The sequence below is a fragment of the Mesorhizobium sp. M0195 genome (assembly GCF_040322115.1).
In the GTDB taxonomy this organism is placed as follows: Bacteria; Pseudomonadota; Alphaproteobacteria; order Rhizobiales; family Rhizobiaceae; genus Mesorhizobium.
This window is the reverse complement of the sequence record NZ_JAMYSV010000002.1, coordinates 598,584-618,534: the sequence shown is the minus strand read 5'-3', so window position 1 is coordinate 618,534 and position 19,951 is coordinate 598,584. Positions and strand designations below refer to the sequence as shown.

The window sequence follows — 19,951 nt, the reverse complement described above, 5'->3', positions numbered from 1 at the left end:
GCGCGACATTACCAAGGAGGATGACATGCGCAACGCATCTCTCTTCGATCTGTCAGGCAGGAAGGCGCTTGTAACCGGCGCAAGCCGTGGCATCGGGCGCAGCATCGCCGAGGCGCTCAGCGCGGCCGGCGCCGACGTCGCCGTCACGGCGCGCAGCGTGGCCTCGCTCGAGAAGACGATGGCCGCTATCCGCACCGCCGGCGGGGTCGCGCACGCCGTCGCCCTGGACGTCACTGACGTCGACCGGTGCCGGGCGGCGACAGCCGAGGCCGGCAGCCTGCTCGGAGGTCTCGATATTCTCGTCAACAATGCAGGTACGGAAGAGGTCCGGCCTTCACTCGATGTCGACGAGGCCTTGTGGGACAGGATTGTCGATACGAATCTCAAAGGCGCCTTCTTCTGCGCCCAGGCAGCTGCGCGGCAGATGAGAGACGCCGGACGGCCCGGCGTCATTATCAATCTCTGTTCGTTAACTTCCGAGGTTGGGGTTCCCACGGCGGTGCCGTACGGCTCGTCGAAATCAGGCCTCCTCGGCATGACGCGGGCGCTTGCGGCGGAGTGGGCCGATCTTGGGATCCGGGTCAACGCCATTGCGCCTGGCTATTTCAGGACAGCGATGACAGACGTGTTCTACAGCAACCAGGCATGGCAGCAATCGATGCTCGCCAAGATTCCGCAGCGCCGTTTTGGTGATCTCCCGGACCTGCACGGAATCGCGGTGTTCCTCGCTTCGGATGCGGCAGCCTACATAACCGGCCAGTCCATTCCCGTGGATGGAGGCTTTCTCGCATCGATTTGAAGGCTTCAGGGGCTGGAGATGTGTCCCAGAAGTGATCGACAAGCGCTAACCGTAATTGCGTCCTAAGAAAAGGAGCCGCCATGTCTGACGTCAGCTTCCACCGCCTGTCATCCCTCAGTGTCGATCAGCGGTCCAGTTTACTGAAACGCGCAGAAGGAGATCTGTCTTCCTTCATCGAAAAGGTCCGTCCAATCATCAAGGCCGTCAAGGATGAAGGTGACACGGCCTTGCTCCGGTTTGCGCGCGAACTCGACAAAGCCGATGTTGCCGACGGTGGGCTGAAAGTTTCGGAAGCGGAGTTCGACGCGGCATTCGACAAGGTCGACAAGGATGTCGTGGAGAGTATCCGGTTCGGCATTGAGAACATAAGGCATTTCCACGAGGAGCAGCGCCCGGAAACGATGTGGCTCAAGGAAGTTCGGCCGGGCGCCTATGCGGGTGACCGATACACACCGATTGCTTCCGTTGCGCTTTATGTTCCGCGCGGCAAAGGCGCCTTCCCCTCGGTGACGATGATGACCTCGGTTCCGGCGGTGATTGCCGGGGTTCCCCAGATCGCGATCGTGACGCCTGCGACTTCGGATGGTTCCGTCGACGCCGCGACGCTGGTTGCTGCCCGCATTGCCGGCGTGGAGACCGTGTACAAGTGCGGCGGCGCCCATGCGGTCGCCGCCGTCGCCTATGGAACCGAGACCGTGAAGCCTGCCGTGAAGATCGTCGGGCCGGGGAGCCCGTGGGTGGTGGCGGCAAAGAGCGTGTTGTCCCCGATCATCAACACAGGCCTGCCTGCCGGCCCGTCCGAAGCGATCATCTTTGCCGATGACAGCGTCGACGGCGGCCTGGCCGCTCTTGACCTGTTGATAGAGGCCGAGCACGGCCCGGATTCGTCGGCCTATCTGGTGACGCATAGCCGTAAGGTCGCCGAAGCCGCGTTGATTGCGATACCGGAACACTGGTCCCGAATGAGCGAACAGCGTGTGGAGTTCTCGCGCGCGGTGCTGACTGGAAAGCGCGGCGGCATCGTGCTGACCGAGTCGCTGGAGGACAGCTACCGTTTCATCAACGATTATGCCCCGGAGCACCTCGAGATTCTGTCAACGGAGCCATTTGCGCACCTTGGACGTATCACAGAAGCCGCCGAGATCCTCATGGGACCGCACACGCCGGTGACCCTCGCTAACTTCGTCCTGGGACCCAATGCGGTGCTGCCGACCAGCCGGTGGGCGCGAACCTTTGGACCGCTTTCGGTGACGGATTTCGTCAAGAGATCGTCGGTCGGCTATGTGACCTCGGCGGCCTATCCGGAACTCGCGTTGCATGCCCGCAGGCTCGCCCGCTACGAAGGGTTCAGCTCGCATGAGAACGCGGTTTCGGAGATCCGCGATCGCTATCTCGCCGGCTGAGCGGAAACGATGACGATGAGGGCGGCGCGACTCCATGGACCCGGCGACCTGCGCGTCGAGGATATCGCCGCGCCAGCCGCTCCCGAGCCAGGCTGGGTGAAGCTGAGGGTCGATGCCGCAGGCATTTGCGGTTCCGATCTTCACAACTTTCGCACGGGCCAATGGATAAGCCGGGCGCCCTCGACGGCTGGCCATGAGCTGACAGGCACGGTGATCGCTATCGGCGAGGGCGTGGACATCGTCGCTGTTGGCGACCGCGTGGTCGCCGATTCCCGTTTCTGGTGTGGAGAATGCGCGCAATGCCATGCAGGCAGGCGGCACCTTTGCACGTCGCTGGGCTTTGTCGGCGAGATATGCGACGGCGGATTTGCCGAACAGGCGGTCCTGCCCGCACGCCTGCTGCACGTCGTCGATGCCGCGCTTGACGAACGGGTCGCTGCGATGGCCGAGCCGCTGGCTGTAGCGTTGCACGCAGTGCGGCGTCTGCCGAAAACGGCCGGCTCCGTTCTTGTGGTCGGCTGCGGGACTATTGGCGGGCTTGCCGCACTGCTGCTTTCCCGGACATTCGCAGGTACCGTGCTCGTCGCCGATCGCAACCCTGGCCGATGCGCCCGGGTGGCGCGGGTGACCGGCGCCAGCATCGTCGACTTGAACCGGGACGCCATTGCCGCCGCCACCGCGGATGCCCCCCTGCTTGCTGCCGTCGAAGCGACCGGCAGCATCGCAGCACTCAGCCAGTTGCTCGGCGTTCTCGATGCCGGTGGCACCGTTGCGATGGTCGGCATATTCCATGGGCGCCTCGACATCGATCCCAACATCCTGGTTGAACGCGAAATCGCATTGCTGGGATGCCACGCCTTTGCCGATGAGCTTCCCGACGCCATTCGGATGCTCGGCGAATTGACCGAGCCCATGGTCGAACTGATCGACCGCGAGATCGGCCTGGATGATGTTCCCGCAGCCTATGAGCGGCTGTTGGCGGGGCAGGGCGATGGTTTGAAAACAATCATCCGGATGCGGTCTTCCGGGCGCGTGTGATTTCCGAACGTTGCCGGAAAGGATTTTGAAATGATCACTTTGCCCGATACCGCCAGCCCTCTTTACGAGAAGGTCAAGGACTACATCCTGACGAACATCGGAATGGGCCAATGGAGCAAGGACCGGAAGCTGCCGTCCGAAAATGAATTCGTGGCGACACTCGGCGTGTCTCGTATGACGGTCCATCGTGCCTTGCGGGAGTTGACCTCTGCGGGTTTTCTGATCCGGCTCCAGGGCGTCGGCACATTCATCGCGCCACCTCGACCGCAATCAGCACTGATCGAGATCAACAACATCGCGGCGGAAATTGTCGCGCGGGGAAACAGGCATCGCTCCGAGGTTATCGTGCTCGAAAAGATCACGCCGACAAAGGAGCTCGCGCTTTCCTTCGAGTTCGCAAAACGCGCGCCGGTCTATCATTCCATCGTCGTCAACTTCGAGAACGACCTGCCTGTGCAACTGGAAGAGCGTTTCGTGAACCCGGGCCTGATACCCGACTATGACAAGCAGGACTTTTCCAAGACAGCAACCTACGACTACCTCATGCAGAAAACCCCGGTGACGGAGGTCGAGCACATCATCTCGGCGACCCCTGCCGATGCCGAGACGGCGCGGCATCTGGGCATCGATGTCGGCAGCTGCTGCCTGTTTCTGCATCGCCGGACATGGACGGGCGCCGTCGTTGCCACGATCAGCAAGCTGACTTACGTTGGCAGCCGCTACTCGCTTGGCAGCCGGTATTCTCCGTCTAAAAAAACTTGATCGCAGTGAAGCGAATCAGACTCGGAAGGAGGGGTCTAACTTGTATATGCATGTATGTATTTAGCCTTGACATCCGCTATTGCTAACGTTGAAGTGTCGTCGCACTTTCGTTGAACGGGCAGCTAAGATGCCGAGGCACGGTGCCGCAAGAGCAGACGCCGGCATTCTCACCAGGCCGGAGTTTGGTTCAAAAAAGCGGCGTGATCATCAAGGGGAACAAGATGATGAGTAATCTAGCAGGACAATTTCGGGCGCTCGTTATGGCTGCTGCTGTCGGGTTTGCCCCGGCGGCCTACGCGGCCGACACGACAATTCCGGCGACGCCTGAGGCAGGAACGTTCAAGATCGGCATCGAGCCATGGCTGGGCTACGGCCAGTGGCACGTCGCCGAGGCCAAGGGCCTGTTCAAGGCAAGCGGGCTGTCCGACGTGCAGATCGTGAACTTCGCGGAGGACAAGGATATCAACGCCGCCCTGGCGAGCGGCCAGCTCGATGCCGCCAACATCGCGACGCACACGGCTATGGGAATGGTTGCGGCCGGCCTGCCGGTGAAGATCGTGCTTCTGCTCGACGTCAGCATGACGGCAGACGCCATGATCGCCGGCAAGGACATCGCCACCGTCGCCGACCTCAAGGGCAAACAGGTTGCTTTTGAGGAAGGCACGACGAGCGACATCCTGCTCAAATACGCGCTCGCCAAGAACGGCATGTCGATCGCCGATGTCCAGCCAGTTCCAATGCCGGCGGCGGATGCCGGCAGCGCCTTGATCGCCGGCCAGGTTCCAGTCGCAGTCACCTATGAGCCTTATCTGACCGCGGCAAGAGCGCAGAACAAAGACCTCAAGCTGCTCTTCACCGCGGGCGAAGATCCCGGCCTGATCAGTGACGTATTCGTGGTGCGCGACGAGGTGATCAAGTCGCGTCCCGGCCAGGTGCTTGCCATGATCAAGACCTGGGATGCGGCCCTGAAGGCCTACAACGCCGACACGCCCGACGGCCGGGCGATCATCTCCAAGGCGGTCGGGTCGAGCGTCGAAGACCTCAACACCGCCTTTGATGGCGTGCGTTACTATACTCTCGCCGAAAACAAGGATGCGCTGACCGGGGAGTTCTCCACCAAGACATTTGCGGATGTAGAGGCGGCCGCCAAGAACGCCGGGCTGCTGCAGGCGGACGTGACGCCGGAACAGATGATCGACCCGTCATTCGTCAAGGCCGCGAAATGACGAGGGCCGGCTCGCGGTGGTGACGCAAATGTCCGAGCAGCGTGCGACCGAGCCAAGCCCGTCTACCGCCGCGCCGGGGCCGGCGATAAAACACCCGAGGCGCCGGCGCCGACCCTCCGGGTTCGGCGCGCCCATCGCACGCTCGCGCTTCCTGATGATAGCAGTGGCCGTCTTTGCCGGCCTCGGCCTCGCCTGGTGGGCGGCAACGGGGCTGGGACTGGTAAAGCCAATTTTCCTGCCGTCGCCGGGAAGCGTGGTGACCCAGCTCGGCAAGCTCTCGGGTGACGGCATGCTATGGCTGGATCTCAGGACCTCGATATACCGTATTTCTGTTGGCTTTCTCATCGCCTCCGCATTGGCGATTCCGATCGGCGTGCTGATCGGCAGCTTCAGAACCTGGGAAGCGGCGATCGAGCCACTTGTGGATTTCATCCGCTACATGCCGGTGGTCGCTTTCGTGCCTCTCTCCATCCTGTGGTCGGGGACGGGCGATGCCCAGAAATTCCTGATCATCTTCATAGGCACCTTCTTCCAGCAGGTGCTGATGATCATGGACAATGTGAAGCGGGTTCCCGCTGATTTCATCGGCCTTGGCAGGACGCTCGGCCTGCCGGATCGCAAGATCCTGACGCGCATCGTCGTTCCCAGCGCCTTGCCAGGCATCTGGGATACGTTGCGCATAAGTCTCGGCTGGGCATGGACCTGGCTGGTGTTGGCGGAACTTGTCGCGGCGACATCAGGCCTCGGCTACCGCATCACCGTGTCCCAGCGCTATTTCCAGACAAACACCATCATCGGCTACATCCTGCTGCTGGGCGTGCTTGGCCTCATTACCGACCAGGTCATGAAGGCACTGGGAAAAGTGCTGTTCCGGCAGGAGGGCCACGTGCAATGAGGCCGGGCCGATGAGTTTGCCCAAACTGCGGATCGAAGGCCTCCACAAAAGCTTCGGCACGGGCGCACGGCGCACGGAAGTGCTGCGCGATATCAATCTCGATCTTGCCGACAACGAGTTCGTCTCGCTGGTGGGCACGTCGGGTTGCGGCAAGAGCACGCTGCTGTCGATCGTTGCCGGACTGCAGGATTTCGACGCGGGAGATCTTGCTATCGATGGTGCGCCGATCCTGCGGCCGGGCCTCGACCGCGGCGTCGTCTTTCAGTCCTACACCCTGCTTCCCTGGCTGACGGCGCAGCAGAACATCGAGTTCGCGCTCAAGGCCGCGGGTCATGACCGCGCGACCTGCCGCAGGATAGCGCGCGAGCATCTCGATCTGGTCAAGCTCCCTCATAGCGCCAATCGCTATCCATCTGAGCTTTCTGGCGGCATGAAGCAGCGCGTGGCCATAGCGCGTGCCCTTTCCTATCGACCCAAAATGCTTCTGATGGACGAGCCCTTTGGCGCGCTCGATGCCTTGACCAGGCATCAGATGCAGGAACTCCTGACGCAGATCTGGGAGGAGCACAGGCTCACCGTGCTCTTCGTCACCCATGATGTGGAAGAAGCCGTCTACCTGTCGGACCGCATCGTCGTGATGGGGATCGGGCCGGGACGCATCATGCAGACCTTCAATGTCGATATCGAGCGCCCGCGCCGGGAAGAGGTCATGGAAACTCCGGCCTTCATGGATTTGCAGCGCCGCGTGCACAAGGCGATCCGCGAGGCTTCTAAACGTCCCGAAATGGTTTAGGCAGGCCACTCATGCGTGTCGGGTCCAAGAGCGGAACCAACGCGGCTGGACGCGGAGGACTTTAGCGTAGAATTACTTACAATCCGCGACCAGCGTAGCGCCCAATCTCGATATCGCGCCATCGCGACCCCTGACCAGGGGAGCAGCCATCGGCATCTTTCTCTTCAAGCTCGAAAAAAAATCTGCAGGACAATGTCGATTTCCTAAACTCCGTTCGTCGTTTCGCTGCCGGTCGGTGAGGCCGGCTCAAACAAGGAGACAGACGATGCGTGTGATGGTGCTCGTGAAGGCTACCGAGGACAGCGAAAAGGGCTTTCTCCCGACGCCCGAGGCGAAAGAGGCGATGGAGGCGATGGGCAGATTTAACGACGAGCTGCGCAATGCCGGCATCTTGCTCGACGCCGACGGCCTCAAGCCCTCCTCGCAGGGCAAGCGCGTTGCGTTCGATGGTCCCCGCCGGACGGTCATCGACGGGCCTTTCGCCGAGACCCGCGAACTGGTCGCCGGTTTTTGGCTCTGGGAAGTCAAGGACATGGACGAGGCGGTCGCCTGGGTGAAGCGCTGCCCCAATCCCATGCCGGGACCGAGCGAGATCGAAATCCGGCCGCTGTACGAGATGGCTGATTGGCAATGGGAATCTGACGCCGGAGGTCACGGAAATCCGTGACCGGACGCGCGAGAAGCGCAGCGGCAACTGAACCTGTCGGCCGCAACCTGCTTGCCTCCATTGTGGCTTTGGCCGACAAGGCGGCATGACCGCAGGCGAGACGCACCAGGCGATCGAGGCGATTTTTCGCATTGAACGGGCCCGGCTCATTGCGGGCCTGGCCCGCCTCGTGCGCAATGTCGACCTTGCAGAGGAACTGGTGCAGGACGCCCTGGTCATAGCCCTCTCCGAATGGTCCAGGACCGGCGTTCCGGCCAATCCCGGCGCTTGGCTGATGACGGTCGCCAAACGCCGCGCCATCGACGCGATCCGTCGCGACAAGATGCGCGAGCGCAAGCATGAGGAGATCGCCCGGGAGCTGGACGGCGAGTGCGACCGTACGGCCGAGGGAAACGAAATGGCCATGAACGACGATCTTGGCGACGAGCTGCTGGGCCTCATCTTCACAGCCTGCCACCCGATACTTTCGGCCGACGCTCGCGCAGCGCTCACGCTGCGTGTCATCGGCGGCCTGACGGCGGACGAGATCGCCCGTGCTTTCCTGTCGAGCGAGGTGACGATCGCCCAGCGCATCGTCCGCGCGAAGAGGACGATCGGAAAGGCGGGGCTTAGCTTCGAGGTGCCGCGCGGTGCCGAGCGTGCAGTGCGTCTTTCCTCGGTGCTGGAGGTCATCTACCTCATCTTCAATGAAGGCTATGCTGCCACGGCCGGCGACGACCTTGTCCGGCCGGGCCTGTGCCTGGAGGCACAACGGCTGGGCCGCATGCTGGCGGGTCTGATGGCCGAGGATGCCGAGGTGTTCGGTCTGCTGGCTCTGATGGAAATCCAGGCATCGCGCCTGCCCGCACGCATCGGGCCGGACGGCGCCCTCTCGACCCTGACCGAGCAAAACCGCGCACGCTAGGACCAACTGCTGATCCGCCGGGGCCTTGACGCGCTGGCCCGTGCCGAAGCTCTCGGGGGCGATGGCCCCTATGTGTTGCAGGCCGCGCTTGCAGCCTGTCACGCGCGGGCGCGCAGTCCGGCCGATACCGACTGGCCCCGCATCGCAGCGCTCTACGACCGGCTACGAGCAGTGATGCCCTCGCCGGTGGTCGATCTCAATCGAGCGGTCGCCCACAGCATGGCCTTCGGGCCTGAAGCGGGCCTGCGGCTGGTGGACGAGATTGCCGACGCCGCCGCCTTGCGCAATTATGCGCCATTGCCGGCGGCGAGGGGCGATTTTCTGTTTCGGGCCGGCCGGCTGGCCGAGGCCCGCGCCGAGTTCGAGGCTGCGGCCAAGCTCACCCGCAACGCGCGCGAAGCGGCCTTTCTCCTCGCCCGTGCAGACGCTTGTGGTTGACAGCATCGCTCTGCGTGCCCGACGCGCCGCTAGGGCAACATCGAAAGCCGCCAGTTCGCTCCCGGCCAGCTCCCTTCAATGAGCGTGATCAACTCGCAACGCAGCTTGGGTATATTCATTTTGGAGGAGAGGCCCTGATCATGCCAGCAACTGCGTCGGTACGCCGAGAATCGGTCCTGCCTCGGCGAGCCGCTGGTCGAGGGTCCACACTGTGGCGCCATGCTCCGATGCCGTCGCGAGGTGCAGGGCGTCGCCAGCACGAAGCCCGAGCATATGCTGATCGGCGAATTTCGCGGCGACCTGAAAATGCCCGCCCGTCACCGGCAGCACGGTGAAGCTCTCAGCGACAAGCTTATTGAACATCGCGAGCGCAGCCGCGCGCTGCTCCAAGTCGATCTGTCCGGTCCGAAGCTTGATCGCCATGGCGGAGGACATCTCGGTGATGGTCCAGTCGCTGATCACAAGTTGCGCTGGGTCCTGCTCCGCCAGCCAGCCCTGAACGCGCGCGGTCATGGCTTCGCTGGATAGCGCCGCGACGATCAGCGAAGTATCGAGATAGGACATCAATAGCGATCGCCATCTCGCATCGATCGCACCAGATCGGCGGCAGCCTGAGCCTGCAGAGGCATGGTTGCGGTCAGGGATTGGAGCAGGACGGCGTCGATCCGTTTGCGAGGGCGGGCCACGGCCGTGAGCCTGGCGACCGGCTTGCCACGCCGGGTTATGTCGATCGAGTCTCCAGCCTCGACCCGGTCGATGAGCTCACTCAGATGTGCCTTGGCGTCCGCCAGCTTGACCGCGTCCATGTCAGCTCCTGACCATGTAGATGGTCATATAGCGCATCACGTGTGACAATTCCAGTGCACGGCGAATAAGCAACTGGCTGCGTGAGCGAAGCAAGTGACCGCTCCTGCAACGAGAATTATGCCGCTTCCCGCTTGACTCACACATATCCCGGTGGTTATGCATTGATCAATAGCCGAAGGGTTATCTATCCCAATGCCAAACGCTCACGATGTGCTCTTCAGAACGCTTGCCGATCCGACTCGGCGCGCTATTTTTGAGCGACTGTGTCGCGAGGGAGAGCAGACAGTCGGCGCGCTGACGGCTCAGGCCGGGATCTCGCAACCGGCCGTGTCGAAACATCTCGGGGTTTTGCGGCAGGCGGGGCTGGTGCGCGACCGCCATGCGGGACGGCAGACCCATTATAGCGCGCAGCTCGCCGCGCTTGCCCCCCTGATCGACTGGACAAGCCAGATGACCGGGTTCTGGCAGAGCCGGTTCGACGACCTCGAGGACCTGCTCAAAAGGATGGACCAGTGAACGAAATAGCGACCGAAACGCTCTCCGTCATTGTCGAACGGGAAATCGCTTATCCGCCCGAGAAGATCTGGCGCGCGCTCACGCAACCACACTTGATCGAGGAGTGGCTCATGAAAAACGACTTCAAACCTGTCGCGGACCACCGTTTCAAGCTTCACGCGGCCTGGGGCTCTGTCGAATGTCAAGTCCAGACGGTCGAGCCGAACAGAACGCTGACTTACACGTGGGATACCAAGGATCTCAAGAGTGTCGTCTCCTGGACGATCACCCCCACGAGCACCGGCGCCCGCTTGCGTATGGAACAGTCGGGCTTCCGGCCGGATCAGCAGCCTTACTTCCGGGGTGCCAAAGTCGGCTGGCCGAGGTTCTTTGACGATCTGGAGCAGGTTCTTGCGCGAACGGACTGAGATCCGCCTGCGCTATTCAAGCAAGGGCTCTGTTACAGGGCGGCAGATGGCGGAGGATAATGGAGGCAAGCTAATGAAGATCAAGCTGACCAAAGTATACGTGGATGACCAGGAAAAGGCTCTGGGTTTCTACACCGAAACGCTCGGCTTTACCAAGAAGGCCGATTTCAGCAATGGGCCGTTTCGCTGGCTGACCGTCGCATCACCCGACGAGCCGGACGGTGCCGAGCTGCAACTCGCGCTCAATGACAACCCCGCTGCAAAGACCTACCAGCAAGCCATTTTCCAGCAGGGCCAGCCCGCGGTCATGTTCTTCACCGATAACGTCAAGGGGGACTACGAGCGCATCAAAGCGCGCGGCGCCAAGTTCACCATGCCGCCAACCGAAGTAACCGGCTCGATCATAGCCCAGCTGAACGACAACTGCGGCAATCTCGTTCAAATCACACAGCTGGCGCGCTGGTAAGGGATGCATTCAGTGGCGTGGCTGCCCGGCGGGAGCCGCCAAACGGGCCGCCCGATCCGCTCGGTTCGTCTTCAGAGGAGGTCTCAATGGATTGGAACAAATGGGTTCGGCAGATCCACCGCTGGCTGTCGATCATCTTTGCGGCGGTCGTCGCCGCCATCTTCATCAGCCTGGGAGTAGGCAAGGAACCCTCCTACTGGGTATACCTCTTGCCGCTGTTTCCACTCGGCTTGCTCCTGCTTACCGGACTGTACATGTTCGTGCTGCCTTACGCGCCCAAGCGGCGCAGCGCGGGGGGCACCGGCGCATTGGAGTGAACGAATGGCCAACAAGACGTCCATCAGGTCATCGGCGGTCGCGAAGAAGTCCGCCGCCAAGCCTGCAGCCGCCAAGCCGGTCCTCCTCGCAGGCGGCAACCCGCAGATCCCGAAGGGTGATGGTGACGCTCCTGTGCAGGCCTACATCGCGGCCATGCCGGGCTGGAAACGCGACGTCGGGCGTCGCCTCGACGCGCTCATCGTGCGCAACGTCCCTGACGTGCGCAAGGCCGTCAAATGGAACTCGCCCTTCTATGGCGTCGAAGGCCAAGGCTGGTTCCTCAACTTCCATTGCTTCACAAAGTACATCAAGCTGGCTTTCTTCCGCGGCGCGTCGTTGCGTCCCGTCCCACCCGGTGAGTCCAAGCACAAGGACGTGCGCTACCTCGATATCTACGAGGACGACCTGCTCGACGAAGCTCAACTCGCCGACTGGATAAAGCAAGCCAGCCAGTTGCCTGGCGAGCGAATGTGAGTGGAATGCCAGTCATCTCGGCAAATCCGGTGCCGACTAGCGGCATTCATGTGACGGGCGAGCGGCAACAACCAAGGGAAAGCGACAATGATGATGAAGAGTGACTCGATGGAAGGAAATGCAGGCAACTCTCCCTCTCAGCTGATCGATGCGAGGATCAGCGAACTGGGCGATTGGCGAGGCAAGACGCTTTCCCATGTCCGCGCCCTCATCAAGCAGGCCGACCCGGAAGTGGTCGAGGAGTGGAAGTGGCGAGGCGTTCCGGTGTGGTCGCACGCCGGAATAATCTGCACTGGCGAGACCTACAAGAACGTCGTGAAAGTGACCTTCGCAAAGGGCGCCTCGCTGCAGGACCCTTCCGGCCTGTTCAACTCCAGCCTCGAAGGCAACACCAGGCGCGCCATCGATATCCGTGAGGGCGAAGACATAGATGAGAATGCGTTCAAGGCGCTGATACGCGCTGCTGCCGCCCTGAACACGGCCCGATAGTCAGCTCCGGCCGATATGGTCGGCTAGCGGGCCGAGAGCGGCGAGCACGGCTTCGCCGGTGGCTTGCGTCGCGTTCTCATGCGGCGCGCGCAGATTCAGCCAGCGTCTGTCGCCGGACCGTACCGCCAGCACTGCCTTCATCGCAGTGATGAGGCCGGCGTCCTGGATGATTTTGCGGAACGCCCTGATGGCGGCATCCGCGTCGGTAGTGTCCTCTCCCGCCAGCACTGCGTCGTAGAGGGCCCGGATCGCTGCGGCATTCAGATTGACTGTCGCCGAGATGCAGCCGGCAGCACCGTTGGCGAGGCCTTTCGTCAGCTGTGCTTCCGAACTCGGGAACACCGCGACCCTTGGGGCTGCCGCAATGACCGCCGCGGTGTTGTTCCAGTCGCCGGCGCTGTCCTTGTAAGCCACCACGACATCGGGAAACGCTTCGCTCAAGCGGGCGGTCAGCGCCGGGCTCACCGCTACGCCGGAATTTTGCGGGATGTGGTAGAGGATCATCCTCATCGCCGGGTTCGCCACCCGATCGATCAGCTCGCCATAATAACGGGCCTGACCGTTGTCGCCGGCGGCCGTATAGAAGAACGACGGCAGCACCATCACCCCGGCACAGCCGAGCCCGACGGCATGCGCGGTCAGCTCGACAGTCTCGGCAAGTGCTGTGACACCGGTGCCGGGCATAAGCCGGCTTGGCGAAATGCCGGCCTTGACCAGCCACTCCAGCGCCTGCATGCGCTCGCGCAACGAGACGGACAACGCCTCGCCCGTGGTGCCGAACGGCGACAGGAAATGCGCTCCCTGATCCAGCACCCACTTGGCGTGTGATATCCAGAGGTCGCGGGCAATGCAGCCGTCGTTTTCGAACGGCGTCAGGATCGGTGCGATGGTTCCTTGTGGGCGGATCATGTGCGTCCTTCTACGGGTGAAAATCTGTGCTGTGCTCAAAGCCGGCATCAAAATGTCGAGCAAGCTACAGGAAGCAGTGTTGCTGAGTACCGGCCGTTCGACCTCGAAAGCAAGCGGCTCTCGCATAGGCGCGCGATTGTGATCGGGCGGCGGTTCTGAGGCTCTCGAGGGTGTGTACTTGTCACGGGACAACCGCGTCCGGGCCGAAAGGGGGGTGACAAACGAGTTCTGCTGTTTCATCAATGCCGCCTTTTGAGGAGAAGCCCATGCGGAGGATCGGTGTCGGCATTATCGGCTGCGGCAACATTTCGGATGCCTATCTGAAGGCATCGCCGCAATTCCCGGTGCTCGACATTATCGGCGTCGCCGACATCAACCGGGCGGCAGCCGAGGCCAAGGCAGCGGCCTACGGCCTGGCTGCGATGCCGGTCGACGCGCTGTTGGCCGATCCGTGCGTCGAGATCGTGCTCAATCTGACGACGCCGCAGCATCATGTGCCGGTCGGCCTGCAGGCTGTCGGGCAAGGCAAGCACGTCTATTCCGAGAAGCCGCTGGCAACGACGCTCAGCGACGCCGAGCGGCTGGTCGCGGCCGCGCGCGAACAGGGCGTGCGCGTCGGCTGCGCACCCGACACTTTTCTTGGCGGCTCCCACCAGACGGTGCGGCGCCTGGTCGATGAGGATGCGGTTGGAACCATCGTCGCCGGCTCTGCCTTCATGCAGGTGCCCGGCCACGAGCTCTGGCATCCCAATCCGGATTTCTACTATCAGCCCGGCGGTGGGCCGATGCTCGACATGGGACCGTACTATCTGACCTGCCTAGTCAATCTCCTGGGTCCGGTAAAATCCGTGACCGGACAGGCGAAGTCATCCTATCCCACCCGCATCATCGGTTCCGGACCGCGCCAGGGCGAAACCATCCGGGTCGAGGTGCCGACCCATATTTCCGGCCTGCTCGCATTCGAGAACGGCGCGGCGGTTTCGATCACCACCAGCTTCGACGTCTGGAAGCATGAACACAATCACATCGAACTTTACGGGACCACCGGCTCGATGATCGTCTCCGATCCCAATCAGTTCCAGGGCGACATCAGGACCAGCCAGCGCAAGGGCGACTGGACGGTGGCCGATCAGATCCATTCCTATGGCGACGGCAATTACCGGGGCCTCGGCCTCGCCGACATGGCGCAGGCGATCGTCTCGGGCAGGCAACACCGCGCCAGCCTCGATCTTTCCCTCCATGTCCTGGAAATCATGGAATCGATCATCTCTTCAGCAGAGACAGGGCGGCGTATCGACCTGAGATATGGCTGCGCGCGGCCGGCGCCAATGCACGCCGATCTGCCTTTCGGAATTCTGGAATAGGGGATGACACGATGAGCAAGACGGCACTGATTTTCTGGGGCGGCTGGGAAGGCCACACGCCGGCCCGTAGCGCCCACATCGTCAAGGAGATGCTGGCCGGCAACGGCTTCGACGTGCAGCTGGAGCAGGGGACTTCGGCGCTTGCCGATCCGCAACTGGGCAAGCTCGATCTCATTGTCCCGGTGATCACCATGTCGACGATCGAAAAGCCGGAACTGCAAAACCTGACCAACGCCGACGGGGCCGGCACCGGCCTTGCGGGCTTTCACGGCACCATGTGCGACAGCTTCCGCAACGAGCCGGAATATCAGTTCATGACCGGCGGCCAGTGGGTCGCCCATCCCGGCAACATCATCGACTATCACGTCGATATCACCATGCCAGACGATCCGGTCATGCAGGGCATCGACGGCTTCGCGTACCGTTCAGAGCAGTATTACATGCATGTCGATCCGACCAACGAGGTGCTGGCGACGACTACTTTCACCGGCGAGCATCTCGATTTCATCGCCGGCGTCGTCATGCCGGTTGTCTGGAAGCGCCGCTACGGCAAGGGCCGCGTCTTCTACAGCGCACTCGGCCACACCGCCGACGAGTTCGCAGTGCCGCAAATGCGTACGATGTTCGAGCGCGGCATGCTTTGGGCCAGCCGAAACCCGGATCTTGCGTAGCCGTTCAATCTGAACGCCACGTATCGTTGTAATCTCTATAGGGCGGCCGCCCGAACGCGGACACAGCACTGGGCTGCGGCAAGCAATTGACTGCCATGGTAGCATCCAATAGACAGCAGTCTCGTCGGGGAATTCCGTAGCTGGAGGTCGAATGGAGCAGACGTGGCGATGGTTTGGCCCGAGCGACGCGGCAACGCTTGCCCATGCCAGGCAGGCCGGCGCGACCGGCATCGTGACGGCATTGCACGACATTCCTTACGGCGAAGTCTGGCCGATCCACGCCATCAGGCAGCGCCAGGCGCTTATCGAGGCGGATCAGGCGATGGGCCTCAAATGGAGCGTCGTCGAGAGCGTGCCCGTGCACGAGGACATCAAGCTCGGCCGCGGCGATCTCGACCGGCTCTACGAGAATTTCAGGCAGACCTTACGCAATCTCGGCGCCTGCGGTGTGCGCACGGTCTGCTACAACTTCATGCTGATCCTCGACTGGACCCGGACCGACCTGGCGGCGCCGCTGCCGGGCGGCGGACGGGCGCTCCGCATGAACATGCACGAGCTTGCCGCGTTCGATTGTTACATGCTGCAGCGCAAGGGATCTGAGCGCGACTATGCGTCCGATGTTCTCCAGCGGGCAAGCGAATGGTTCGAGGCGACGCCGGATGCGTCAAAAGAGCGTCTGCTTGCCAACATCATGGCCGGCCTGCCGGGCGCCTTCAAGCGCTATGACATAGCGGAATTGCGCGAAGTGGTGGCCGAGCAGTCTAGCCTGTCGCACGACCGGCTGCGCGAGAATCTCGTCCGTTTTCTCGAACACGTGCTGCCGGCGGCCGAAGAGGCGGGCGTCACGTTGGCGATCCACCCGGACGATCCGCCGCGCGATCTCGTCGGCCTGTGCCGGATCGTCAAGAACGCCGACGACATCGCCTTTATCCTGGATGCGGTGCCATCGGCCCATAGCGGCCTTACCTTGTGCACGGGGTCGCTGGGCGCCAATCCGGCCGATGACGTGCCCGCCATCGCCAGGCGCTTTGCGCACAAGATCAACTTCGTGCACCTGCGCAACGTCAGCAAGGATCCGGACGGGTCGTTCATGGAGTCCGAGCATCTGAACGGGGATGTCGACATGGTTTCGGTGGTCTCGATCTTGCTCGACGAGCAGCAACGCCGCCGCGACGCCGGGCAACCGGCGCTGCTGCCGTTTCGCCCGGATCACGGCCACGAGCTGATCGATGACGCCACGCGGCACACCCATCCCGGCTACCCCGTGATCGGCCGTCTTCGCGGCCTTGCCGAACTGAGAGGCGTAATGACGGCGATTGCCCATCAGCGCGGTTATAGGCTGCAATGAGGGCGCCCCGCCTGCTCTGCGTCGGCGCGCTCACCTACGACACGATCTTGCGCCTCGATGTCCTGCCGTCCGGCGCCGGCAAGTTCCTGCCGAGCGAGGCCGTGCAGATCGCCGCCGGCATGGCGGCAAGTGCCGCCGCGTCGGCAAGCCGCCAGGGCGGGCAGGTCTGGCTATGGGCAAGCGTCGGCAACGATGCCGTCGGCCGCGATGTCATCGCCCAGATGGAGGCGGAGCGGGTCGACTGTTCGTTGGTGCGCAGGGTTGAAGATGGCCGCTCGGCCATTGCCACGATCCTGGTCGATGCCGCCGGCGAGCGCATGATTGTGCCCTTCTACGATTCCGTCACGCAAGCCGATCCGGACCGTCTTCCGCCCGTGGATTTTTCCCGCTTCGACGCCGTCCTGGTCGACGTTCGTTGGCCCGGAGCCGCCGCGATGGCGCTGGCGAAGGCCCGCGAATGCTGCATTCCGGCGATCCTCGACGCCGATATTGCGTCGCGACCGGTGCTCGACCGATTGCTGCCGCTCGCCTCGCATGTCATTGCTTCGCTGCCCGCGGCGCGTATCCTTTGCGGTCCAGAGGTTTCCGCCGGTTCCGCCGTCGCTATTCTGGGCGAACGGACCGGCGCCTTCGTCGCGATCACCGATGGCGCGAACGGCACCGCGTTCCAGCACCCGAGCAGCAATGATGTCCGTCATCTGCCGTCGCCGCGAGTCGAAGCCGTCGACACGCTGGCGGCGGGCGACGTGTTTCACGGCACCTTCGCTCTGGGGCTGGCTGAAGGTTGGGATGAGGAGCAGGCCATAGCAGTGGCAAGCGCCGCCGCTGCGCTGAAGTGCCTGCGTTTTGGCGGACGGCTCGGCGCGCCGACGCGCGCGGAAACACTGGCCTTCATGCAAGGATCGACATGACGCCGAATACGCTCGGGCCGGCTCAGCGAAAAGGGTACGTCATACGTCGCTGATCGACTACCATGGCAGCCGCTGCAACTGTTCGTGGGAGGAGAAATGGCTGAGTTCAAGAAACGCGCACTGGTCACCGGGGCGGCCATGGGCATCGGCCGTGCTGTCGCCGAAAGGCTGGCCCAGCAAGGTGTCGACCTGATCCTCTTCGACCGTGTGGGCGATCAGCTGGACGAGGTCGCGGCGCAGCTTGCGGCGCGCGGCGTGACCGTGCACACCGTGCTCGGCTCGACCGCCGACACCGAAGCCTGCGGCCGCGCCGTCGAGCTTGCCCGGTCCGCGTTCGGCGGGCTCGACATGCTTTCCCACAATGCCGGCATCCAGCGTTACGGAACGGTGGAGACCACGGACGAGGCGCTTTGGGACGAGGTGATGAATGTCAACCTCAAGGCTGCCTATCTGCTCTCCCGCGCGGCGATGCCGCTGCTGCGGCAAAGCCGCGGCGCCATCGTCCATATGAGCTCGGTGCAAGGCCTGGCCAGCCAGGAAGGGGTTCTGGCCTACAGCACGGCCAAGCACGGCTTGATCGGGCTGGTCAAATCCATGGCCGTCGACTATGCGCCGCTCGGTGTGCGCGTCAATGCCGTGGCTCCGGGCGCGGTCGACACGCCGATGCTGCGGGATGCGGTCAAGCTGAACGATAAGCCCGACGAGATCATGCGCATCCTTGACAACATGCATCCGCTCGGCCGCACCGCCCAGCCGCAAGAGATTGCGGCCGTCGTTGCCTTCCTGCTGTCCGACGATGCCTCCTTCGTCACCGGCGAAGTCGTGCGCGTCGATGGCGGCCTGCTGGCGCGCATCGGCGGTTCTCCGCGCAAGGAATAACATCGGCGCTGCTGCTTGCGCAGCCATTTCATGAACGGCTTGAAGCTGCCGAGCCTTCAAGGGAATTGCCGATGGCAAGGCTTTTGGGAATGCGGACCATCACCGAGGGGCGGCTTGGCGAAACCGGCCCCGGCGCTTCAGTCGCGGCGAGGACGTTCGAGGTCCTGCTCGACCAGATCCTGACCTTCCGCCTGAAGCCGCACGAGCTGATTTCCGAAAAGGCGATGTCGGAAGCCCTCGGCGTGAGCCGCACGCCGGTCAGAGAGGCGCTCGCCCGGCTGGCCGGACTTGGCCTGATCGACATCTATCCGCAGCGCGGCAGCATGGTGGCGCCGCTGCGGATCGCCGATCTCGAGAAATCGCAGTTCCTGCGCGAAGCGCTTGAAGTCGGCCTGGTCAAGCGTGCGGTCGACAGCCCGCGCCGCGCCGAACTGCTCGCCATGCTCAAAGGCGAACTGGCGGTCCAGGAGACGTTCGCCTCCATCTCGGACGACAGGCGCTTCTTCAAGTCGGACGAGCTGTTCCACCAGCACATTGCCAGCCATGCCGGCTTCCCCGGAATCTGGGCCGACATCAGCGCGGCGAAGCTGCACATGGACCGTTTCCGCTTCCTGTCTTTCCCGCGCCTCGACAGCATGTCGGTGGTTCTCGGCCAACATCGGCGGATCGTCGATGCGCTCGAGCAGGCCGACGCATTTGCGGCGGAAGAGGCGATGCGAACGCATCTTCGCCGCATCTTCGAGGTGCTCGCAATCGTCCGGGAACGCTATCCTCATTATTTCAAGGCACCGGGCTCGGCTGGAAAGAGGACAGAAGCGGCTGCCGGCGATCTGCCCGAATGACAACCATTCGCGCGACGGAGCGAGGAGGAATGACGACGTGGAAACGTGAAACCAGCCGCTCAGTCCAGGCCTGAGCCTTTCTTCGGCGCTTCCGGAGGCAACTTGGCCTTGCTGCCGGATTTGTCGGAAGTTGGCTTGGCTTCGCGATTCTTCGCCTCGCCGCCTTGCTCCTTGCGGAGCTGCTTTTCTATCGTCGATCGCGATCCTTCCGCAGGGTCCTGTTCGGGATGGCTTTCCCTAGCCGTCATGTCAGCTCCTATCCATTCTGGTCTATTGCATGTGGCGAGGGCTGAGTTTCGCCACCAGTGCTGGTCCTGTCGCGCCCAAGCATCAGCCATGCGGCGAAGAGCACGACCAGTACGACCACGATCCAGGCGACGAGACGAGGCATTGGGGCTCACTTCCCCCGCCGCTTGCTGCCGCGCACCTCGGGATCGGAGCCGGTCTCAACCGTTGGATCGGGCACGACCGGACCGCGTTCGGCTTCGGAGCCCTCAGCTTCGATCTCCTGCACGGCCTGGTCCCAATGCTCGCGCTCGCGTCCTTGCGGACGGCCTTCGCGCTCCCATATCTCATGGGCCCGCTGCCTGATACGCTCTTCCTTGTCCATGACCTTTGCCTCCTG

Annotated in this window: 27 protein-coding genes; 22 read left to right on the top strand and 5 right to left on the bottom strand. The window is 62.8% G+C overall.

Features of this window, described 5'->3' with window-relative positions; translation table 11 throughout:
* Nucleotides 1–25: 25 nt before the first annotated feature.
* From NKJ12_RS07875 to NKJ12_RS07830, 10 genes are all read left to right on the top strand, one after another.
* A complete protein-coding gene (locus NKJ12_RS07875) occupies nucleotides 26–799 on the top strand; it encodes an SDR family NAD(P)-dependent oxidoreductase (protein ID WP_352701978.1) in 774 nt (257 codons plus the stop codon).
* 80 nt (nucleotides 800–879) lie between these two features.
* On the top strand, nucleotides 880–2,202 hold the full coding sequence (gene hisD, locus NKJ12_RS07870) for a histidinol dehydrogenase (RefSeq protein WP_352701977.1): 1,323 nt from the start codon (nucleotides 880–882) through the stop codon (nucleotides 2,200–2,202).
* 15 nt (nucleotides 2,203–2,217) lie between these two features.
* On the top strand, nucleotides 2,218–3,240 hold the full coding sequence (locus NKJ12_RS07865; RefSeq protein ID WP_352506834.1) for a zinc-dependent alcohol dehydrogenase: 1,023 nt from the start codon (nucleotides 2,218–2,220) through the stop codon (nucleotides 3,238–3,240).
* Between the two features lie 30 nt (nucleotides 3,241–3,270).
* Entirely contained in the window at nucleotides 3,271–4,002 is a 732-nt protein-coding gene (hutC, locus tag NKJ12_RS07860) for a histidine utilization transcriptional repressor HutC (RefSeq protein ID WP_352701975.1), read from the top strand.
* Between the two features lie 224 nt (nucleotides 4,003–4,226).
* Complete coding sequence (locus NKJ12_RS07855) at nucleotides 4,227–5,228, top strand: ABC transporter substrate-binding protein (RefSeq protein ID WP_502905696.1); 1,002 nt, start codon at nucleotides 4,227–4,229, stop codon at nucleotides 5,226–5,228.
* A 154-nt stretch (nucleotides 5,229–5,382) separates the two neighbouring features.
* Nucleotides 5,383–6,123, top strand: a complete 741-nt coding sequence (locus NKJ12_RS07850) for an ABC transporter permease (protein ID WP_352702088.1) — start codon at nucleotides 5,383–5,385, stop codon at nucleotides 6,121–6,123.
* A 10-nt stretch (nucleotides 6,124–6,133) separates the two neighbouring features.
* Nucleotides 6,134–6,916: an ABC transporter ATP-binding protein gene (locus NKJ12_RS07845; RefSeq protein ID WP_352506832.1), complete on the top strand. Its 783-nt coding sequence runs from the start codon at nucleotides 6,134–6,136 to the stop codon at nucleotides 6,914–6,916.
* A gap of 265 nt (nucleotides 6,917–7,181) precedes the next feature.
* Nucleotides 7,182–7,583: a YciI family protein gene (locus NKJ12_RS07840; protein WP_352475767.1), complete on the top strand. Its 402-nt coding sequence runs from the start codon at nucleotides 7,182–7,184 to the stop codon at nucleotides 7,581–7,583.
* Nucleotides 7,584–7,668: 85 nt separating this feature from the next.
* Nucleotides 7,669–8,487, top strand: coding sequence for an RNA polymerase sigma factor (locus NKJ12_RS07835; RefSeq protein ID WP_352701973.1), 819 nt, complete (start codon nucleotides 7,669–7,671; stop codon nucleotides 8,485–8,487).
* Between the two features lie 72 nt (nucleotides 8,488–8,559).
* Complete coding sequence (locus NKJ12_RS07830) at nucleotides 8,560–8,925, top strand: RNA polymerase sigma factor (protein WP_352701971.1); 366 nt, start codon at nucleotides 8,560–8,562, stop codon at nucleotides 8,923–8,925.
* Between the two features lie 138 nt (nucleotides 8,926–9,063).
* Here the strand turns inward: NKJ12_RS07830 and NKJ12_RS07825 are convergent, their stop codons facing one another.
* Nucleotides 9,064–9,489: a type II toxin-antitoxin system VapC family toxin gene (locus NKJ12_RS07825; protein WP_352701969.1), complete on the bottom strand. Its 426-nt coding sequence runs from the start codon at nucleotides 9,487–9,489 to the stop codon at nucleotides 9,064–9,066.
* The gene (locus tag NKJ12_RS07820; RefSeq protein ID WP_352701967.1) at nucleotides 9,489–9,731 is read right to left on the bottom strand and encodes a type II toxin-antitoxin system Phd/YefM family antitoxin; all 243 of its coding nucleotides are present in this window, start codon (nucleotides 9,729–9,731) and stop codon (nucleotides 9,489–9,491) included. Before NKJ12_RS07820 ends, NKJ12_RS07825 begins: the two co-directional genes overlap by 1 nt.
* Nucleotides 9,732–9,924: 193 nt before the next feature.
* Here NKJ12_RS07820 and NKJ12_RS07815 point away from each other — a divergent pair, with 193 nt between their 5' ends.
* The 6 genes from NKJ12_RS07815 to NKJ12_RS07790 all read left to right on the top strand — a co-directional run bounded on the left by NKJ12_RS07815 (nucleotide 9,925) and on the right by NKJ12_RS07790 (nucleotide 12,402).
* Nucleotides 9,925–10,248: an ArsR/SmtB family transcription factor gene (locus tag NKJ12_RS07815; protein ID WP_023716560.1), complete on the top strand. Its 324-nt coding sequence runs from the start codon at nucleotides 9,925–9,927 to the stop codon at nucleotides 10,246–10,248.
* A complete protein-coding gene (locus tag NKJ12_RS07810; protein WP_352701965.1) occupies nucleotides 10,245–10,655 on the top strand; it encodes an SRPBCC family protein in 411 nt (136 codons plus the stop codon). The genes NKJ12_RS07815 and NKJ12_RS07810 overlap by 4 nt, the downstream gene beginning before the upstream one ends.
* A 73-nt stretch (nucleotides 10,656–10,728) precedes the next feature.
* Nucleotides 10,729–11,121, top strand: a complete 393-nt coding sequence (locus tag NKJ12_RS07805) for a VOC family protein (RefSeq protein WP_352701963.1) — start codon at nucleotides 10,729–10,731, stop codon at nucleotides 11,119–11,121.
* Between the two features lie 86 nt (nucleotides 11,122–11,207).
* Nucleotides 11,208–11,438, top strand: coding sequence for a hypothetical protein (locus tag NKJ12_RS07800; RefSeq protein ID WP_352645168.1), 231 nt, complete (start codon nucleotides 11,208–11,210; stop codon nucleotides 11,436–11,438).
* Nucleotides 11,439–11,442: 4 nt separating this feature from the next.
* On the top strand, nucleotides 11,443–11,913 hold the full coding sequence (locus tag NKJ12_RS07795) for a DUF1801 domain-containing protein (RefSeq protein WP_254818847.1): 471 nt from the start codon (nucleotides 11,443–11,445) through the stop codon (nucleotides 11,911–11,913).
* 90 nt (nucleotides 11,914–12,003) lie between these two features.
* Nucleotides 12,004–12,402: a DUF1801 domain-containing protein gene (locus NKJ12_RS07790; protein WP_352476064.1), complete on the top strand. Its 399-nt coding sequence runs from the start codon at nucleotides 12,004–12,006 to the stop codon at nucleotides 12,400–12,402.
* On the opposite strand, the gene NKJ12_RS07785 is transcribed toward NKJ12_RS07790, so the two are convergent.
* Nucleotides 12,403–13,311, bottom strand: a complete 909-nt coding sequence (locus NKJ12_RS07785; RefSeq protein WP_352701961.1) for a dihydrodipicolinate synthase family protein — start codon at nucleotides 13,309–13,311, stop codon at nucleotides 12,403–12,405.
* A gap of 266 nt (nucleotides 13,312–13,577) precedes the next feature.
* On the opposite strand from NKJ12_RS07785, the gene NKJ12_RS07780 reads away from it, so the two are divergent.
* The 6 genes from NKJ12_RS07780 to NKJ12_RS07755 all read left to right on the top strand — a co-directional run bounded on the left by NKJ12_RS07780 (nucleotide 13,578) and on the right by NKJ12_RS07755 (nucleotide 19,326).
* On the top strand, nucleotides 13,578–14,675 hold the full coding sequence (locus NKJ12_RS07780) for a Gfo/Idh/MocA family protein (protein WP_352701959.1): 1,098 nt from the start codon (nucleotides 13,578–13,580) through the stop codon (nucleotides 14,673–14,675).
* An 11-nt stretch (nucleotides 14,676–14,686) separates the two neighbouring features.
* Complete coding sequence (locus tag NKJ12_RS07775; RefSeq protein WP_352701957.1) at nucleotides 14,687–15,346, top strand: ThuA domain-containing protein; 660 nt, start codon at nucleotides 14,687–14,689, stop codon at nucleotides 15,344–15,346.
* Between the two features lie 151 nt (nucleotides 15,347–15,497).
* Entirely contained in the window at nucleotides 15,498–16,694 is a 1,197-nt protein-coding gene (uxuA, locus tag NKJ12_RS07770) for a mannonate dehydratase (RefSeq protein ID WP_352701955.1), read from the top strand.
* Nucleotides 16,691–17,605 (top strand): PfkB family carbohydrate kinase, encoded by a 915-nt coding sequence (locus NKJ12_RS07765; protein ID WP_352701953.1) that lies wholly within the window; start codon nucleotides 16,691–16,693, stop codon nucleotides 17,603–17,605. Before uxuA ends, NKJ12_RS07765 begins: the two co-directional genes overlap by 4 nt.
* A 96-nt stretch (nucleotides 17,606–17,701) precedes the next feature.
* A complete protein-coding gene (locus tag NKJ12_RS07760) occupies nucleotides 17,702–18,484 on the top strand; it encodes an SDR family NAD(P)-dependent oxidoreductase (protein ID WP_352506819.1) in 783 nt (260 codons plus the stop codon).
* Between the two features lie 71 nt (nucleotides 18,485–18,555).
* On the top strand, nucleotides 18,556–19,326 hold the full coding sequence (locus NKJ12_RS07755; protein ID WP_352701951.1) for a GntR family transcriptional regulator: 771 nt from the start codon (nucleotides 18,556–18,558) through the stop codon (nucleotides 19,324–19,326).
* 59 nt (nucleotides 19,327–19,385) lie between these two features.
* Here the strand turns inward: NKJ12_RS07755 and NKJ12_RS07750 are convergent, their stop codons facing one another.
* Together NKJ12_RS07750 and NKJ12_RS07745 are read right to left on the bottom strand one after the other, a co-directional pair.
* The gene (locus NKJ12_RS07750; protein ID WP_352688542.1) at nucleotides 19,386–19,574 is read right to left on the bottom strand and encodes a hypothetical protein; all 189 of its coding nucleotides are present in this window, start codon (nucleotides 19,572–19,574) and stop codon (nucleotides 19,386–19,388) included.
* 149 nt (nucleotides 19,575–19,723) lie between these two features.
* Nucleotides 19,724–19,936: a DUF2934 domain-containing protein gene (locus tag NKJ12_RS07745; protein WP_254818839.1), complete on the bottom strand. Its 213-nt coding sequence runs from the start codon at nucleotides 19,934–19,936 to the stop codon at nucleotides 19,724–19,726.
* Between the last annotated feature and the right edge of the window lie 15 nt (nucleotides 19,937–19,951).

Excerpts from the sequence above, each read along its gene's own strand:
- NKJ12_RS07760 (WP_352506819.1), top strand. The coding sequence starts at position 17,702 with ATGGCTGAGTTCAAGAAACGCGCACTGGTCACCGGGGCGGCCATGGGC.
- NKJ12_RS07795 (WP_254818847.1), top strand. The coding sequence starts at position 11,443 with ATGGCCAACAAGACGTCCATCAGGTCATCGGCGGTCGCGAAGAAGTCC.
- NKJ12_RS07850 (WP_352702088.1), top strand. The coding sequence starts at position 5,383 with ATGATAGCAGTGGCCGTCTTTGCCGGCCTCGGCCTCGCCTGGTGGGCG.
- NKJ12_RS07800 (WP_352645168.1), top strand. The coding sequence starts at position 11,208 with ATGGATTGGAACAAATGGGTTCGGCAGATCCACCGCTGGCTGTCGATC.
- NKJ12_RS07745 (WP_254818839.1), bottom strand. The coding sequence starts at position 19,936 with ATGGACAAGGAAGAGCGTATCAGGCAGCGGGCCCATGAGATATGGGAG.
- NKJ12_RS07875 (WP_352701978.1), top strand. The coding sequence starts at position 26 with ATGCGCAACGCATCTCTCTTCGATCTGTCAGGCAGGAAGGCGCTTGTA.
- NKJ12_RS07780 (WP_352701959.1), top strand. The coding sequence starts at position 13,578 with ATGCGGAGGATCGGTGTCGGCATTATCGGCTGCGGCAACATTTCGGAT.
- NKJ12_RS07805 (WP_352701963.1), top strand. The coding sequence starts at position 10,729 with ATGAAGATCAAGCTGACCAAAGTATACGTGGATGACCAGGAAAAGGCT.
- NKJ12_RS07840 (WP_352475767.1), top strand. The coding sequence starts at position 7,182 with ATGCGTGTGATGGTGCTCGTGAAGGCTACCGAGGACAGCGAAAAGGGC.
- NKJ12_RS07775 (WP_352701957.1), top strand. The coding sequence starts at position 14,687 with ATGAGCAAGACGGCACTGATTTTCTGGGGCGGCTGGGAAGGCCACACG.
- NKJ12_RS07835 (WP_352701973.1), top strand. The coding sequence starts at position 7,669 with ATGACCGCAGGCGAGACGCACCAGGCGATCGAGGCGATTTTTCGCATT.
- NKJ12_RS07815 (WP_023716560.1), top strand. The coding sequence starts at position 9,925 with ATGCCAAACGCTCACGATGTGCTCTTCAGAACGCTTGCCGATCCGACT.
- NKJ12_RS07750 (WP_352688542.1), bottom strand. The coding sequence starts at position 19,574 with ATGACGGCTAGGGAAAGCCATCCCGAACAGGACCCTGCGGAAGGATCG.
- uxuA (WP_352701955.1), top strand. The coding sequence starts at position 15,498 with ATGGAGCAGACGTGGCGATGGTTTGGCCCGAGCGACGCGGCAACGCTT.
- NKJ12_RS07790 (WP_352476064.1), top strand. The coding sequence starts at position 12,004 with ATGATGAAGAGTGACTCGATGGAAGGAAATGCAGGCAACTCTCCCTCT.
- NKJ12_RS07845 (WP_352506832.1), top strand. The coding sequence starts at position 6,134 with ATGAGTTTGCCCAAACTGCGGATCGAAGGCCTCCACAAAAGCTTCGGC.
- NKJ12_RS07865 (WP_352506834.1), top strand. The coding sequence starts at position 2,218 with ATGAGGGCGGCGCGACTCCATGGACCCGGCGACCTGCGCGTCGAGGAT.
- hutC (WP_352701975.1), top strand. The coding sequence starts at position 3,271 with ATGATCACTTTGCCCGATACCGCCAGCCCTCTTTACGAGAAGGTCAAG.
- NKJ12_RS07820 (WP_352701967.1), bottom strand. The coding sequence starts at position 9,731 with ATGGACGCGGTCAAGCTGGCGGACGCCAAGGCACATCTGAGTGAGCTC.
- NKJ12_RS07755 (WP_352701951.1), top strand. The coding sequence starts at position 18,556 with ATGGCAAGGCTTTTGGGAATGCGGACCATCACCGAGGGGCGGCTTGGC.
- NKJ12_RS07855 (WP_502905696.1), top strand. The coding sequence starts at position 4,227 with ATGAGTAATCTAGCAGGACAATTTCGGGCGCTCGTTATGGCTGCTGCT.
- NKJ12_RS07765 (WP_352701953.1), top strand. The coding sequence starts at position 16,691 with ATGAGGGCGCCCCGCCTGCTCTGCGTCGGCGCGCTCACCTACGACACG.
- hisD (WP_352701977.1), top strand. The coding sequence starts at position 880 with ATGTCTGACGTCAGCTTCCACCGCCTGTCATCCCTCAGTGTCGATCAG.
- NKJ12_RS07785 (WP_352701961.1), bottom strand. The coding sequence starts at position 13,311 with ATGATCCGCCCACAAGGAACCATCGCACCGATCCTGACGCCGTTCGAA.
- NKJ12_RS07825 (WP_352701969.1), bottom strand. The coding sequence starts at position 9,489 with ATGTCCTATCTCGATACTTCGCTGATCGTCGCGGCGCTATCCAGCGAA.